Raw genomic sequence first — 15,612 nt, 5'->3', positions numbered from 1 at the left:
TCTGTTGACGACGGGATCGACTCGGTAACCGATACTGCCTCCGATGTCGTGAACGGCGTTGGAGATTCTGTCGGTGAGGGGGTTGATACAGTAACCGATACTGCCTCTGACGTCACGAATGACGTTGGCAACTCCGTGGACAGTGGCATTGATTCGGCCACTGATACCGCCACGGACGTCGTGAGTGACGTAGGAAACTCTGTCAGTGGTGGTGTGGATACGGTCGGTGAGACTGCCTCGAACGTTGGAAATGCAGTAGAAGAAAGTGTAGAGAATTCGGCCGAAAACACGGGAGAGGCAGTCAACAACGCTGAATTCAATACGAATATCAGTGACGACCTCACGAAGAGTGGAGGACTCCTTTCTGAGGATCAAGAACAGCAGGTAAGGAGCGTTGCTAAAGACATTAATGACTACAAAAAGACGATCGAAACCGATGAAGGCGGAGTACCTGACTCGCAGGAAGGAGTCCCGGAACAACTGCTCGAAGGTGCTGCTAAGGCAGGAGTTGACTTTCTGAACGTTCCGCAGCACATCACAACTGCCGAGACGGGTATCGAGGTCGCACAGAACGCTCCCGATGCGGTCGAAGAGTACGGGCCGGGTGCTGTTGGTGAAACCGTGACCGCGTTCGGACGGGAAGCGGGAGAAGCAATGGTCAATGAAGCGCGATCTAGCCCCGTTGAGTTCGTCGGTGGTGCTGGTTTGGGTCTCTTGACTGGGTTCGGTGTGGGGCGACTCACGACAAAAGTCGGTATCGGGTCAAAGATGCCGGTACGCGTAGAGACGGCGAAGGTCCCAGATGGAGGCGACGTCACGACCTACCGCGGCCTTACAACCAAGCTACCAGGATCGAACCCGACTCCTCGAATCGGGGTCACCAACCACCGCCCGACTGTGGGAACGCCGGATGTCGATCTCCAAGGGCCTCCAAAGAGACCGGACTCAAGCGGGGTTGCCCCAACCTCGCCCATCGAGACATCGATATGGGACACAAATCTCCGAAACCAACTAGAAGGGACGGATCTGCAACGATACGAGGCAGGACGTGAAATCGCAGAGCGACTCGGCGACCGCTCTCGAACAGATGCCGTTGTTGATCGTGTCAGTGGTGGCACCGACACCACGGCCGAGAAGGGGATTCGAAACGCGCAACAGATTCCCGACGAGGCAGCTCCCGAAGTCACTGAGTGGCTGAAAACAACCGACTCGGAGCTCGGAGGAAGTGTCTCACAACTCATGCAGACGGGGAAGGCCCGTACGCCCGATGACATAGACATCTACACTGGTGATACCGATAAGGCTCAGAAGGAACTTTTCGACATACTCAGCAAGTACGAAGACCGTCCCATGCAGCGCCGAGGGGGAATCGAGGTCAAGACCGAGGATGGGTGGGATCACATGGTCGATATAAACGACCGCTCCCGTGCTCGTGGGAAAAAAGATTGGTCAGGCGACCTCCACGGCCCGACCCGATCCGCCGACGGTGTCAAAATCCAACCCGTTGAGAGTCAGGTAAACGCGAAGATCGAAGGGGGAATGAGGCTGTTCGGCGAGGGCGAGATCGCCCCGAAGACATGGCGGTCGAAAGACGTCGTTGACGTCGGCACGATCGCAGAACGGATGGCCGAACAGCAAAGCAAGTCGCTCAATCCTATCACTCGGTGGCGGGCTCGTGGGACGAAAGCGGCGGCCGATTCGTGGCAAGACGCGTGGGGTGATCTGTCGCTCCCGGACGAAAACTACGGATCGTGGGGCGATCTCGAAGACGAGTTCGGCACCACGACCTTGAGAAACCCGAACCCACCGTCGCCGGAAATCCCCGATGTTGATCTCCCCCAGGAGGCTCAGGCGTTCCTCGCAGACTCCCGAGGTCAGGCGGGTCTTCCCTCCGGACGGGCTGTCGATGTCGATACTGACACGACAGCACGAGTTGCCGACTCGGATACGAATACCTACAACGGGCCCGATAGGTCTCCTGACACAGATTCAGATTCTGACGGTGCACGCGCCTCACAGTACGCCTACAAAGACGGCGCGGACGCGTCAGATCCTACCCCCGTCGTCCCGCTCGGCTATCCTGATCCGGATGTCGGGAGCGGTTACGGTGGCGCTCCGACCGGTGGCGAGCCGGACGTCCCACCCTACGGTGGATCGGGTAGTGGTGGTCCCGGCTCGGGGTATTTGCCACCAAGCGGTGGTGTCGGTAGTCCTGACTCGTCATATCCACCGTCGGGTGGTGATGGCAGCGGTGGCTCTGACCCGTCATATCCCCCGCCAGGCGGTGATAGTAACGACGGTGGCGGTGGTCCGGGTCCGTCATATCCTCCGCCGGGCGGCGATGGGGGTGGCGATGGCAGTGGTGGTGGCCCGTCGTATCCTCCGTCGAGCAGCGGTGGGAGTGGAGGTGGAGACGGGGGACTCCCTCTTCGTGGTCCATGGGATGATGACGATCGCCGCCGACGTGACGACAGCAACGACGACGAGCAAGAGCGCATCGATCAGTTCGCTCCGCTCGTCGGCTACGGAGAGGACTGGGTGAATCCCGTCGCGAGCGCCACAGAGGCGCTCGACGCTACGCTTGCGAGCGCTGAGCGTTCCACCGCGGTTGACGACGCTCTCGATTCTGCCAACGCTGCCTTCGAGGAGACGCTTGCGGGCATCGACGATAACGCCGGATACGGAGGTGGCCATCGGTGACTCACTGGTTCGGTGAACTCGACGAGAACCTCACCGTCCATGCGAGTTTCGCGTGGTTCGGCCTGTTCCTGTTCGGCGTGCTGTTCCTCGCCGTTATGTTGTGGTCGTTCCTCGACGGCCCGCAGCACATGCTGTTCAACATGAGCAACAGCATGGCCGATTCAAGCCGGGGCGAGGAGACGGTTCGACGGTATCGGCTCCTGTGGGAGTATTGGCCGTTGTGGGGAGCGGCACTCGCAGCCTTACTGATCTCGTTTCGGCGCTCCATCAACGAAACTGGACGGAGGTTCTAACTCATGCGACGACAGAGCCGAGGGTCCTATCTCTCCGCGTTCGTGATCGTGGTGCTCCTCCTGTTCCTCGGTGGTATCTTCGTCGTCGTGGGGATCCCGACGATTGATGGGACCGCTGACGCCGTCAAGAAAGCTGACAACGGCGCGATCGAGGAGGAGGGCCTTGACGACAACCTGAGTTTCACGCTCGATGTCGGGCTCGTGATCGCTCCCACGTTCCTTATGATCGGGATCGTGGCGTGGCTTTACGCCGTCGTCGCGGGCAAGGGATCGTTCCGTGGGGGTGGTCCGCGGTGATCCGCGACCGCCTCGAGGACGCTCGCCGACCGGCGATCGTCGCGTTCGCGCTGTTCGCGACCTACCTCGTCGTGAGCACCGCGCCGGTTGCGGCGGCAAGTAGCGGCGATCTTGCGGTCGGGAGCTCCCACACCACGGCGAGCGACTTCAACGACGCGACCGAGCTCACGAACGTCTCCGTCGAAGGGTCCGGCACGTCGGCGTCCGTGGCGCTGGAAGGACAGCTAAACCAGACCGTAGACGGCTTCGAGGACGGTGATCTGTCCGAATACACGCAAACGACAGGCGACACCGTTCAGTCCTCGATGGTCTGGAGCGGAGACTACGCGGTCGAGATGGACCCAAGCGTCGATGAGGATCTCGTTTCGACGAGTGGGCTACCGAAGTACCCGTCCGCGGGCGACACGATCTCGTTCCGCACCTACCACGATGGTTCTGGCGGTGGGTGGGCGTTCAATTTCGGGAAGGACTCGAATAACTATTATCGGGTCAGGCACGGCTACACCGTTCAAGACATCCGAATCATCAAGGTCGTCAATGGGACGTCCACGACCCTACGCGACAAGGATATTGGGACTCCCTCGGGCGAGTGGGTCCGTGGAAAAATTGAGTGGGGTGAGAACGGCGAGCTGAACTATACGGTCTACGACGAAGCCGGGAACGTCGTCGCGTCCCTCTCCGCGACGGATTCCAATGAGACGGTCAAATCCGGCGGTATCATGATGGAGGCGTGGAAACACAACGCCCAATACTTCGACGCGATCGATCTCAACGGTGAGAAGTCCAGCGGGACGTACATCTCGCAGCCTCACGACGTTGGGAACGCAAAGAAGGCGTGGGCGGACCTCACGCTCCAGAACGCGAGCGCGACGGTCACAATCCAGGCCTACGACTCCTCGACGTCGTCTTGGACGGACGTCGAGAGCTCGACCTACTCGTCGACGGGGAACTACACGCTTGACCTCGGGAACACCAGCTACGAGATGTGGCGGACGAAGGTCGTCTTCGACGACGAACCGGCGGGGACGGTCGCCGAGATCCATGACGAGGGCGTTTGGTTCCAACCTCGAGCGCCGTCGATAGACGGAGCTGAGGCGGCTCCAAGCGGCGGGAGCGACACCAACAACGAGGATGTAACGCTCTCGGTCCCGATCTCCGACTCGGACTTTTCGACACCACAAGGCGACTCGGTCACCGTCGACGTTTATCTCGACGGTGAGATCGTCGACACACAAACGATCACGTCGAACCAGACCGTCTCGACGACCGTAACCGAGCTCGAGGACGGCAACCACACGTGGCACGTCGAGACGACCGACGAGTATGGGGAGGCGACGACGTCGTCGACGTGGAACTTTACGGTCAACCACTACGCGGCGGACGTCGACAACAGCTCGGCGAGCCCGGACGGTTCGACCTCGAGATACGCGAACGAGACGATCTCGATCGACGTCTCCGACCGGGACTTTGCGGAGCCGAGCGGCGACGAGGTCAAGGTCGATCTCGTGCTCGACGGCGCCGTCGCCGGCAGCAAGAACGTCACGAAGAACGGGACGGTGACGTTCGACGTCGGCCCGCTCGAGGACGGCAACCACACGTGGCACGTCGAGATGACCGACGAGTACGGCCTCACCTCCGAGTCGGACTCGTTCACCTGGGAGATCGACCACTACGAGCCGACGGTCAACTCCTCAAGCATGAGCCCGGAGGACGGGGCGAAGTTGACGAGCAAGGACGTTACCCTCTCGGTCAACGTCTCCGACCGGGACTTCCAGCTCGACGGCGACACCGTCACAGCCGAGTTCGTCGTCGATAGCGAGGTCGTTGGGACTGACACGCTCTCGGCGAACGGGACGGCGTCAACGACAATCACCGACGTCGGCGGAGGCAATCACTCCTGGTACGTGCGCGTCTACGACGAGTACGGTTCGGGAAATTCGAGCAACCCTGACGCGACCTCGGCGAATAAGACCTATCTCGTCCCATCGACGCTCTACATCCGCCCGGTCAACCAACCCAAGGAGTTGATCAACGGGACGAATGTCACCGTCACTGGACGGTTCTTCTCCGGGGAACTCGTCTTTGAGCGATCGACAGAGAACGGCAAGCTCAATCTCACGGATCTGCCAGTCGATCGGACCTACGTCCTCGTCCTCGAGGCGGACGGTCACAACCGTCGCACAGTGATCATCACGTCACTCTATGAGCAAGATTCGGTCTATCTCCTTAACGACAGCAAGACGGCCTACTACACCGAGTTCGTCCTCAACGACCTCACTGGTGAGTTCTCCGGATCCAACGAACGAGCAAAACTCTACATCGAGCGCGCGGTGAACACGTCGAGCGGCCTTGAGTGGGTCACGGTCTCCGGAGACTTCTTCGGAGCCGAGGGACGCTTCGAGGCAACCCTTGAGAAGGATCGTCGATACCGGATTCGTATCGTCGGCGAACATAACTCAAGCCGCGTGCTCGGTGCCTACACGGCGACGCGAAAGGGAACTGTTACTCTCAACGTCGGCCAGGTATCGTGGAAAGTCGAGGACAACACGCAGGCGATCAGACACTCTGCCGCGTACATCGACCTCACCGACGGCAACGAGGAACCGAACGGCGTCGTGCACTTCCAATACCATGATCCAACACAGAACACGAGCAAGCTCCGCGTCATCATCCACGCGGCGAACAACTCAAGCAACGAGATCATGAACAGCACGTACACGGAAGGATACGGAACGTTCAGCCTCAACAAGACCGTCTCTGGTAATCTCACCGAAACGGATTGGGAGGTCACGTGGTACGCTTACAACTCGTCGAACACAGTAATCGAGAGTTCGAATGACCTCGCAGACGGCAAGCGGTACGTCATCGAGAACCCGATAGGCCCGAAGTGGACGCCTGTGATCCTCACCTGCCTGTTCCTGTTCGTGGGGATGCTGTTCGGTGGTCGCCTCTCGTCGATCGGCTCCCTTGCGGTTACCGGAGTTGCCGCGGTCATGTGGTGGCTCGGGTGGTACACCGCGAGCGGCGGGGTGGTCGTGTTTGCTGGACTCGTCGCAGTCGCTATGGCCGTTGGCGGAGGTGGTCGGCGATGAGACACCCGGCGACGATCCTCCTGTTCATCGTTTGCGTAGCGGGCGTCGGTGGGGCCATGACTGCCTCGGGAACTGCTGACTGGCTCGGGATGCAACCGGACACGGGCGTTCAAGACGACGTCGCGCAGAGCAAAGGCGATCTCAAGGACTACTCAGCGAGTCGTGGCTCGAGCGATACCTCGTTTATCGGCGCGACGATCTCCGGTACTGACGAGGTCGTTTCGTCGTTCGTATTGATATACGCCTTAGCGGATATGCTCGTCAATGCGGGCCTTCCGTCGTGGGGTGCGGTTATGATCGCGTCGCCACTCACGTGGTCAATGGGTCTATTTGTGATCTACATGTTCACCGGGCGTTCGGGGGTGCGTCCGCGGTGACGTCCTCGGTTCTCTTGGAGGTCGCGTGGGTTCTCTCGAGTACGGTCGCACAGTACGACAGCCCCTACGACGATCCGTGGAAAGAGGGCGACGCGTGGGCGGGGTTCGTCAAGCCGTTCATGGATCTCCTTGGGCCGGTTGCGCCGGCCATGCTCGGGATCGGGATCGGCACGATTCTCTACATCCTCACTGAGGGTCGCGCTGATCTCCCCGCAGTGATTTCGATCCTGATCGGCGGGTTCCTCATGCCGTTCCTCCCGCCTGCGGCCAAGATTGGAGCGTTCATGTCGATCCTGTTCGGCGCGGCGCTTGCACTGTTTAGCTTATGGAACGGCGGAGGTGCTCGTCCGCGATGACGACGACCTCTGATACGGATTCAGAGAATGTCGGCCTCGTCGATCTCCTCGGGGCGCTCGTTATGTTCCCCGCAGTACTCGCGCACGAACTCACGCATGCTGCGGTGGCGTGGCCGTGGATCGAGGCAACCCGCCCGTTGGATCTCGTCGATCGACTCGTTCCACCGCGTCTCGAACTCAACTACCCCGCTGGGACGCCCGTGGTCGTCGTCGTCGTTGCGAACCTCGCGCCGACGATGGTCGGGGCACTCCTCACGCCGTTCGTGGTCCCGTGGGCGTTCGGCCTCGAAGTCCCGCTCATGACCTACGTGTTCGGCGCGTGGGCGCTCTACACGTGGCCGTCGGCCGACGACCTCGCCGTTCTCTCTGCGCTGTTCTAACGGCGCTCACGCACTGTCCTCGTCCGTACAGAAACGTTCGGTCTCGAACGGAGAGGAATTATATGGGGTTGCTGTCAATCAGGTAGAAAGATGGAATTTCGATCTACAGAGGAACGGGCCCGTGAGGGTGATCGATCCTCGTCCGTTCCGTCTATTCAAGAGTTGACGGGAGGCTTGAATCGGACTCGGAGTCGTGGTGGCGGTGGTCCGCTAACGCCCCAAGAGTGTGAATCACGATTCGGCGTCGAAATATACATGGACGGGCTGGATACGAAGATTCAGCGACTGGCCAAGAAACACGGCGCAGACCAAGTCCGAGAATGGGCCGACGAAGGCATGACCGTCGATACGATGGGCAAGCCACGCGACATGCGCGCGTTCCGCCAGCGTCAGAAAGAACGCCCCGCAGAAGTCCCAAAGGACATCGAACGCCGGAACGCTAAATCTGTCCAGCGTAGTCGCGGCGCGCACCACGAGGCGTCGAAAGCTGGCGACACGAACGTGCCTGACTCCGTACGAGACGTGATTTCCTCGCCGGGCCAGCAACTCGACACGAGCATCCAGCGTGCGATGGAAGATCGGATGGGCGACAATCTGGGCGATGTACGCATCCATACGGGTCCATCGGCCGCGAAAGCTTGCGAGGATATCAACGCCCGCGCGTTTACCGTCGGGAATCACATCGCGTTCAACCACGGCGAATACGATCCATCGAGTGCTGAAGGTCAGCATATTCTCGCCCACGAACTCGCGCACGTGCGCCAGCAGACTGGTGGCGCGGTGTCGATGCTTCCCCAAGCAGGCGAGTTAGAGATTGATCCTGACCCACGCTTGGAACGGGAAGCCGAAGAAACCGCTCAGCGCGTGATGCAAGGCGGAAAGATTGGCGTGCATCGCATGGAGCACTCAGACGTGCACGTTCAGCGGATGCCCCGCTGGAACAACCTCCCTGATCGGGATACTGTGGCGTCACCACTGGTGGCGCTCAAAGAGATGGGATTGAGTGACGAGTTACTCGCTGAGTTAGAACAGACCGTAGACGACGACAAATATGATGAGTTTTTCGAGGACCTCTGGAGAATCGGTGACTCTCCGAAGGATCTTGGGGCCAGTGAAGGAGATGTAGGAGAGGTCCTTTCGTCGCACCCTGAGAAAAATCTCGTCGAAAGCTTCGTTGAGGACTCCGACGAGAGAGGCGAACTTGCCGTGGTTCCCGGCCACGACTCCATGGTCAAAGGAGTCCAAGTGAATTCCAGTAGAAATCCGGAATTCGATAAACTAATCGTGGACAAAAAGTCGGGAGAGGTTGTGAAGGTGGTCGAAGAAAAAGTTGGTTCAACTGACGATGATTATGCGAGTAAGGCAACTAAACAAGCGAAACGTGCACTCAAGGACATAGATTACGGGATTCCACGGGGTGAGACTGGCAAACCTAAAATCGAAAACATTGATCGATTAAACGACTGCATTAACGACCTATCAGAGGAAGACTTTGGGAATGCTGAGGCGTGTACAATAGTCCCAAAGGGGATGGACGACAGCCATGAAGAAAGCACCCACGTTGAAACGTACAAGTGGACCTCTGAGGAACTTAAGTTGATGTACAACATTGCTCATGATGTGAGGCCGTGGTGAGAACGTATGGGTGCTACATTTCTACTAGTCGTTCCCAATGAGGAACAGACACTCGAAACAGGAAAAACGGTCTACCAGTACCACGTGGAGAACTCAAAATACGACGACACTCTAGCAGATCTACCACCGTATCAGTACTTCAAGAATGATCTGCAACAAGATGGGACATTTATGATCTATGAAAAGCCGACAACGTCAGTCGTAGACGCTGGCGAACCCTCGATGCAGGAAATCCAATACAAATACGAAGATGATGACCATGTCGTTCGTGATCCGGAAGGCCTCGATCTGTTCATCCAATCGCTCGAAACCGCCCGCGAAAACTTGCAGCGCGATGGAGATCTCTCTGAAGGAAAAGATCGAACGATTGAGATGTGCATTAACCTCATTGAGTTCGCAAAAAAGAACGAGTACGGCATCAGCTTCTAACATCGTATTTTGACGCCAGTTCGGTCTTCTTTGTCACCGTGCTGTGACTGAAGGCGAACACTGCCAGCGGGAAACTCACCCCCTCGAAGATCCGGTGGAAGACCCTTGGTTATGTGGCCTCCAAAGCAATGAAACTCTTGGCGGCTCAGCAGATACGTCGGGGGTTAATTCAACATAATGGAAATATTCCTGCAACGAATGCAATTCCGGGCAAGGTCTTAGCTAAAAAGTCATAAGATCCAAAAAACGACAACAATCTCGTTGGCATACCTCCCGACAATATTTGTCATCTATATATATTATAGTATGGATATGATAGACTAGATTCTCCTGAGTTAAACGAGAACGAAAATGTCCTGGGAGACTTCCCGTGTACTCTGAACTTGGACCAATCAATTGTCGCTCCTTCACCCAAGTGATTACCTCAACAGTGAGGAGTATCTTCTCTCTACATAGATAAGCTATAATTGACAAGTAGAAGGAAACGGCGGCTCACACTACATCTAATACGCGCCAAGCCGCGCCGAGTAGGCGCGGCGACCATGCTTCGTCTGTTTCATCTGAAGCCTGAGCGAAGCGAAGGCTGAGGTAATCTGTCCGTGTCGGTCTTTACCGACACCCCTAACGGACAAGTGGGGTACCCCCGCCAGTTTCGAAGGCAGTCGCTCGTCGGCCTCGATGACGATGCCGATCAAGAACCTCCAGCCAAGTACCAGAACCGGCAGAAAAGCAGAAATGATTACCGCAAAAACAGGCGACGAATAGTGTTGCCACTCACGAGGCCCCGCCTCAGCCGTGCGACGGCGTCAGCGAGTAGTTCCGTGGCAGGAGTTTCTTCAAGGCTCTCCAGTCGAGGTTGAACCGTGAGTTATCCGCGAGCGTCATTTCAACCTCAAACTCCCTCGCAAATCGCGGCATATCCTCACCCGCGACTTCCGCCCACTTCATCGCGCCCGCGCGGATGAGTCGCTTCGCGTCGTGTCGGTCACTCGGCTTCCACCCGAACTCCAGAACGTCGCGGTTCCCGCTTCCCGCTCCCTCTTCAACGTCTTCGACGTAGTGATCGAGCCACCGGCTCCACGGATCATCGTCACCGAACGTCTCTGCACGCACGAGATCGTCGGCCGCTTCCTCGAGCGTGTTCTCGACGACAGACCGCGCGGAGTCGATATGTTCGACGACTCCCTGCGCGATGTGCTTCGAGGCGAGTTCGACCGACCCGTAATCATGCTGGACGATGTTCCCCAGTCGCTTCAGCGACTTGTAGCAGGTGTTGATGTGGACGCCGATCCGTTCGGCGAGATCGGCAGGCGAGATGTGCCCCCCGTCAGTCAGGAGTTCATCAACGAGGTTGACGTCGGTCTCCGTGAGATTCCCAGCGACAGCGAAGCGCCGCACTTCTTCGTCCTGCTGCTGAGCAATCCGCGGAAGCGGATCATCGATCACCTTCCGGAACCGCCGACTGCCCTCTACGGCGAAGTAATCATCCGCCACGAACACTTGGTGGTCCGGAGTAATCGGCAGGTCTGACCACTGAAGCAGGTTCAACAGTCCCTCGTCAAGTTCTCGCTTCAGCCGGTCGAGATCGTCCCAGTACAGCGTGTCATCATAGAGGCCGTGCTGGAAGGACACGCCCATTTTCGGGTTCTCGAGAACCGTTCCTTCGACAGCGTCGGGTTCCTTGACGTGGTAGTGCTTGAACTCCTTCGGGAGTTCGTGACCGCCGACCAACGCGGCCGCGCGCATCGCGCCTATTGTGGCCGTGTGATAGTGCCCTTCGCACTTCCGGTCGTCACGGACTGTCTTCGAGTAGCCGCTGCGCTCGCGGCCGAGAAGCATCGAAATACGGTGAAGCGTCCCGTCGAACGCGTAGACCTTCCCGGTGAGTTCTTTCTTCACGCGCACGTAGTACTCCGCGTCGATGACGTTCGAGGACTCGTGAGTCTCCTCGGGATGGCACGCGTCTGCGTCGATAGCAGTGTAGGAATTCCATCCGAACTCTTGTTGCCGATCTCGAAGGACGTCGAGTGCTTGGTAGAGGACGTCGGCGTACTGATCGAACTCGAAGTAGCTTCCATCAACTTCGATGTCTACGCCCAGGAGATCGTGCGGGTTCGAGAATGACTTCCCGTTTACCGACTCCATGTCGGACCACCGGGGAGAGACGCGGTAGTAGACGCGTTGGCGGTTCTCGTCTTTCGCGTCTTGGTAACTATCGTACGCGCTGGGGTAGACGTAGATCCGGAATTCGAGCGGATCGTCGAGACGCCAGTCCCATCGCCCGAGGTCAGTATCGTCGTCCGGTGGTGCGAGGCCGCACGATTTGTAGCCGAATTCGAGGTTCCAGTCCTTGTCGTCGAATTCGAGGCCAGCGCGAAGTTGGCCGTACTCCTCGAAATCGTGCATTTTGTACAGGGAGACGAGACCGAAGTACGTACTCAGCGCGTTGTCGTACTTGAGGTACGCGGAGAACTCGTGCGGTTGTCCGTCGATGAACTGGCGGATACCGAGCCCGTCACCGCCACGCATCGTTCCGGCCCGCGAGTTCCGAATCTGCTTCTCTCGGTAGCGCTGGTATTCGTCGCACCCGTAGAGGTGGTCTTCCGGATCATCGCGCGGAGTGTGTTCTTCACCACAGAAGCGACAGACTGAGACGGGTTCTTTCGAGCAGTCCTCGTGTGCGTGCGCGGCTTCTTTGCTCTCGAATCCGACGCGGCACCATCGACACTCGGCGACGAACTTCGAGAGCGGGTCTTTGGATCGTCCGTCGGTATCGGACTCGAGGTCGGCACCGTCGGTGCCGGCACTCGCGCGTAGTCGGTCGGCTTTCGTGTTCTCGACGGTGTTGGTGACAGGGTCTTGGTCGTCGGAGGTGACGGCTTCGGCCTCCTCGAGGGCGTCGAACGGATCGACATCCTCGGTCACTGTCCGTCACCTCCGAGGTACGGTTTCAGATTCTCTTGGGCGAGCTGCCCGGTAGAGAGACTCGTCGAACCGTAGCCGCAGCGTTGGCAGACGACGACGGTCGGAACGACGCCACGGCCCCATTCGTGATCACGGGGTGGACATGGTCCGAGATCGGCCCGATGTTGGAGTTCTTCCAAGACGATAGACCGATGGTCGAGACTGGCGCGTGCGCGCCAAGAGACGAGCCACACTGTTCGCTGTTCGACGGTTTCAGCGAGGGAATCGAGGACTTGGTGTCGTCCACCGGACGTGACGTGGGCGCGGTAGCGCTCCTCGAAATCGACAGAGCGCCACGCGACAGCCTCGGGATCGTCCTCGTCGTTCTGCTTGGCGGCGTCTTCGATACGCGAGCGGGCCTCGAGGAGGTCCTCGGGCGGCGCGAGAGCGGGGATATTGCGATCAACGAGTTCCTCGGCCCACTCGGGAAGATCTGAGACGACCGCGAAGACCTTCGCACTGTCTCCGGGAACGATGTCTCGGTTCGAGAGGGCGGAGAAGTAGGTCTCGCGTATCATCGCTCTTCGACCTCCTCGGGGACAAAGATGCGACTCCAGGCGAACTGCGCGTACGGTGCGCGGGTGTCGCGGCCGACCCACGAGAACTCGAGTTCATCGACGAGGCTCGCGGGAACGACCTTCATCGAGATGACGTCGCGCGCTGGCGTGGGCTCGCAGACGGCGAAGAGATAGACGCCACCGACGTCGAGCAGGTGCTCGTGTTGGGATTGGCGGATGAGGAAGCGGCCGCGGCGCTGGGCTTGGCCGTAGACGGCCATGGCGCTCTTGATTTCGACAGCGACGCCGACCTCGAGGAGACAGATGCCGACGAACGGAAGGTCAGCACTCGGTGAAAGGAGTTCGACAACTTCGGCGTCGTAGTGTTCGGCTTCCGAGTCCGGAACGTATCGGAGGCCGTCAACAAGTTGGTGAACGGCGGATTCAGCGGCGTTTCCCCCGCGCTTGGATGGCGCGAGGCTCACGCGCAGCACCTCCGCTGAGAGGGTGAGAAAGAACCGGCAGAATACGCTGGTTCTTTTATATACTCGATGGGACCGCCCGGATTTGAACCGGGGTCACGGGCACCCAAGGCCCGAAGTATACCAGGCTAACCCACGGTCCCGCGTCTACCTGTCCGTGCGTGTACCGGTAAAGCGTTTCGTTCGACGGTCACGCGGGAGGAGTGACACCCCATAACGCGGCGATACCGACTGTGGTGACTGCTGCAAACAGCAGTTGAAGGGGTGCACCGACGCGAAGATAGTCCGTAAAGCGGTAGCCGCCGGGACCGTAGACGAACAGATTTGTCTGGTACCCAACGGGCGTCATGAACGCCGTTGAGGCGGCGAACGTGACGGCGAGAATGAATGCGAACGTGTTCGCACCCAGTGTCTCTGCTGTGTCCACTGCCACGGGAATCATCAGGACGACGCTGGCGTTGTTCGAGATGACGTTCGTCAGCAGGGCGGTAACGAGATAGAACACCGCGAGGACGCCGACGAGTGAGAGGAAATCCCCGGTCATCACGACGAACTCCGCGAGGAGCGCCGCGGCCGCCGAGTTTTCCATGGCGATACCGAGTGGGATGACACCAGCAAGGAGGAAAATAACGTCCCACTGGACGGCGTCGTACAGTTCGGGCGGACGGAGACACTTCGTTACCACCATTGCCAACGCTCCAGCGAGCGCGGAGACGACGATAGGCACAATGTTCAGGGCCGCGAGAGCGACGACGAGGAGAACGATACCGAGGGCGACTGGGATCTTCTCCTCGCGGTAGTCGTGACGCTCGATCTCTTGGGCGACGATGAAGTCCCGGTTGTTGTCGAGGCGTTCGATGCTGTCTGTTGCACCCTGTATGAGAAGCGTGTCACCAACACGGAGCGAGATGTTGTCCATCCGGCGGCGAATGAGTTCTTCCCCGCGCCGAAGTGCGAGCACTGTTGCATTGTAGCGCTGTCGGAAACTCGCTGACGCCAACGACTCGCCGATGAGCGACGACCCCGGTGCGACGACGATTTCGACGAGGTTCTGTCCGGCCTCGCCCGCTTCGAGTTCCGCCTCGTCAACGGTAACGTTTGGGACGATGTCCAACCCTTCCACGTCGAGGAGTTCGACCAATGTATCCCGATCGGTTCTGAGCGCGAACACGTCACCTGCCTGTATCTCCTTCGGACCGAGCGGTTCCAAGAACACCTGCCCGTCCCGGATGAGTTGGATGAGGTCTACGTCGAACTCCGTCTCCACGAGCGCGCGCTGGACTCGTTGCCCGATGAGGGGTGAATCCGAACGAACCGTGACTTCCGTCAGGTAGTCGCTCATCTCGAACTCCTCGGTCAGGTCACGCCTGGGTTTGATGCGTTCGGGTGTGAGCCACCGACCGACCGTGAGCAGGTACACCGTCCCGACGACGCTCACGATGAGACCGAGTTCGGTGAACTCGAACATCGTGAACGGCCGATTGATGAGGCGGCCCGAGAGGTCCGACGCGAGGATGTTCGTCGAGGTGCCGATGAGCGTGAGCGTCCCGCCGAACATCGACGCGTACGAGAGCGGTAAGAGGAGCTTCGACGGTGAGGTACCACCGCGTTCGGCCAAGTCGGAAACCATCGGCAGGAGGATGGCGACGGCAGCGGTGTTGTTGATGAAGCCCGAGATGGGGGCGACCACGCCGATCGTCGCACCCAGTTGGCGGCTCTCGCTGTTACCGGTGAACGACGAGATCTTCGCGCCGAGTAACTGAACAACACCGGTTCGTTGGACACCTTCGCTCAGGATAAACATCGCCAGCACCGTCAGCGTCGCTGTGCTGGCGAATCCCGAGAGTGCTTGTCTGGGGTAGGGATCGAACAACATGATCGGCTCTGCGAGCAGGTTCGCAGAGACCAGCCACTCAGAGGCCGGTTGTACGAGCATCAGCGTCACCATCACGCCGAGTGCGGTGATATCCACGGGCACCGGCTCAGTGGCGAAGAACACCAGTGCGAGAAGGATGATCGCGAAGACGACGACGATACTCGGTGTTATCGCTACCACGACCTCACTGGACACACTGGTGTCAGAAAAGGATGTGTGTCTCAGCCGACCGTC

The 15,612-nt window shown here is 59.0% G+C and carries 13 protein-coding genes and 1 tRNA gene; 9 read left to right on the top strand and 5 right to left on the bottom strand.

Annotated elements, in window-relative coordinates:
• The first annotated feature begins 180 nt into the window (after positions 1-180).
• The 9 genes from HBOR_RS14045 (at position 181) to HBOR_RS14005 (ending at position 9,559) form a co-directional block, all read left to right on the top strand.
• Positions 181-2,700 (top strand): hypothetical protein, encoded by a 2,520-nt coding sequence (locus HBOR_RS14045; protein ID WP_144018707.1) that lies wholly within the window; start codon positions 181-183, stop codon positions 2,698-2,700.
• Positions 2,697-2,993 (top strand): hypothetical protein, encoded by a 297-nt coding sequence (locus tag HBOR_RS14040; protein WP_006055059.1) that lies wholly within the window; start codon positions 2,697-2,699, stop codon positions 2,991-2,993. Before HBOR_RS14045 ends, HBOR_RS14040 begins: the two co-directional genes overlap by 4 nt.
• 3 nt (positions 2,994-2,996) lie before the next feature.
• Positions 2,997-3,290 (top strand): hypothetical protein, encoded by a 294-nt coding sequence (locus HBOR_RS14035; protein ID WP_006055060.1) that lies wholly within the window; start codon positions 2,997-2,999, stop codon positions 3,288-3,290.
• Positions 3,287-6,382: an Ig-like domain repeat protein gene (locus tag HBOR_RS14030; RefSeq protein WP_006055061.1), complete on the top strand. Its 3,096-nt coding sequence runs from the start codon at positions 3,287-3,289 to the stop codon at positions 6,380-6,382. The genes HBOR_RS14035 and HBOR_RS14030 overlap by 4 nt, the downstream gene beginning before the upstream one ends.
• Positions 6,379-6,759: a hypothetical protein gene (locus HBOR_RS14025; RefSeq protein ID WP_013440712.1), complete on the top strand. Its 381-nt coding sequence runs from the start codon at positions 6,379-6,381 to the stop codon at positions 6,757-6,759. Before HBOR_RS14030 ends, HBOR_RS14025 begins: the two co-directional genes overlap by 4 nt.
• Positions 6,756-7,115 (top strand): hypothetical protein, encoded by a 360-nt coding sequence (locus tag HBOR_RS14020; RefSeq protein ID WP_006055063.1) that lies wholly within the window; start codon positions 6,756-6,758, stop codon positions 7,113-7,115. The genes HBOR_RS14025 and HBOR_RS14020 overlap by 4 nt, the downstream gene beginning before the upstream one ends.
• On the top strand, positions 7,112-7,495 hold the full coding sequence (locus HBOR_RS14015) for a hypothetical protein (protein WP_013440711.1): 384 nt from the start codon (positions 7,112-7,114) through the stop codon (positions 7,493-7,495). The genes HBOR_RS14020 and HBOR_RS14015 overlap by 4 nt, the downstream gene beginning before the upstream one ends.
• A 90-nt stretch (positions 7,496-7,585) precedes the next feature.
• Positions 7,586-9,130 carry an eCIS core domain-containing protein gene (locus tag HBOR_RS20325; protein ID WP_081457879.1) on the top strand — a complete coding sequence of 515 codons (1,545 nt, stop codon included), beginning with the start codon at positions 7,586-7,588 and terminating at the stop codon, positions 9,128-9,130.
• Positions 9,131-9,136: 6 nt separating this feature from the next.
• The gene (locus tag HBOR_RS14005; RefSeq protein WP_006057217.1) at positions 9,137-9,559 is read left to right on the top strand and encodes a hypothetical protein; all 423 of its coding nucleotides are present in this window, start codon (positions 9,137-9,139) and stop codon (positions 9,557-9,559) included.
• Positions 9,560-10,348: 789 nt separating this feature from the next.
• Here the strand turns inward: HBOR_RS14005 and HBOR_RS14000 are convergent.
• From HBOR_RS14000 to HBOR_RS13980, 5 genes are all read right to left on the bottom strand, one after another.
• Positions 10,349-12,484 (bottom strand): DUF7845 domain-containing protein, encoded by a 2,136-nt coding sequence (locus HBOR_RS14000; RefSeq protein WP_013440709.1) that lies wholly within the window; start codon positions 12,482-12,484, stop codon positions 10,349-10,351.
• The gene (locus HBOR_RS13995) at positions 12,481-13,041 is read right to left on the bottom strand and encodes a hypothetical protein (RefSeq protein ID WP_006053591.1); all 561 of its coding nucleotides are present in this window, start codon (positions 13,039-13,041) and stop codon (positions 12,481-12,483) included. Before HBOR_RS13995 ends, HBOR_RS14000 begins: the two co-directional genes overlap by 4 nt.
• Positions 13,038-13,505, bottom strand: a complete 468-nt coding sequence (locus HBOR_RS13990; protein WP_049890516.1) for a hypothetical protein — start codon at positions 13,503-13,505, stop codon at positions 13,038-13,040. Before HBOR_RS13990 ends, HBOR_RS13995 begins: the two co-directional genes overlap by 4 nt.
• Before the next feature lie 67 nt (positions 13,506-13,572).
• Positions 13,573-13,645 (bottom strand) — tRNA-Pro (locus HBOR_RS13985).
• Between the two features lie 47 nt (positions 13,646-13,692).
• The gene (locus HBOR_RS13980; protein ID WP_081457878.1) at positions 13,693-15,558 is read right to left on the bottom strand and encodes an SLC13 family permease; all 1,866 of its coding nucleotides are present in this window, start codon (positions 15,556-15,558) and stop codon (positions 13,693-13,695) included.
• Positions 15,559-15,612 lie beyond the last annotated feature (54 nt).

This window comes from Halogeometricum borinquense DSM 11551, from assembly GCF_000172995.2.
In the GTDB taxonomy this organism is placed as follows: Archaea; Halobacteriota; Halobacteria; order Halobacteriales; family Haloferacaceae; genus Halogeometricum; species Halogeometricum borinquense.
Note: the sequence above shows the minus strand (reverse complement) of the source record. Positions and strands in the feature narration are given on the sequence as shown.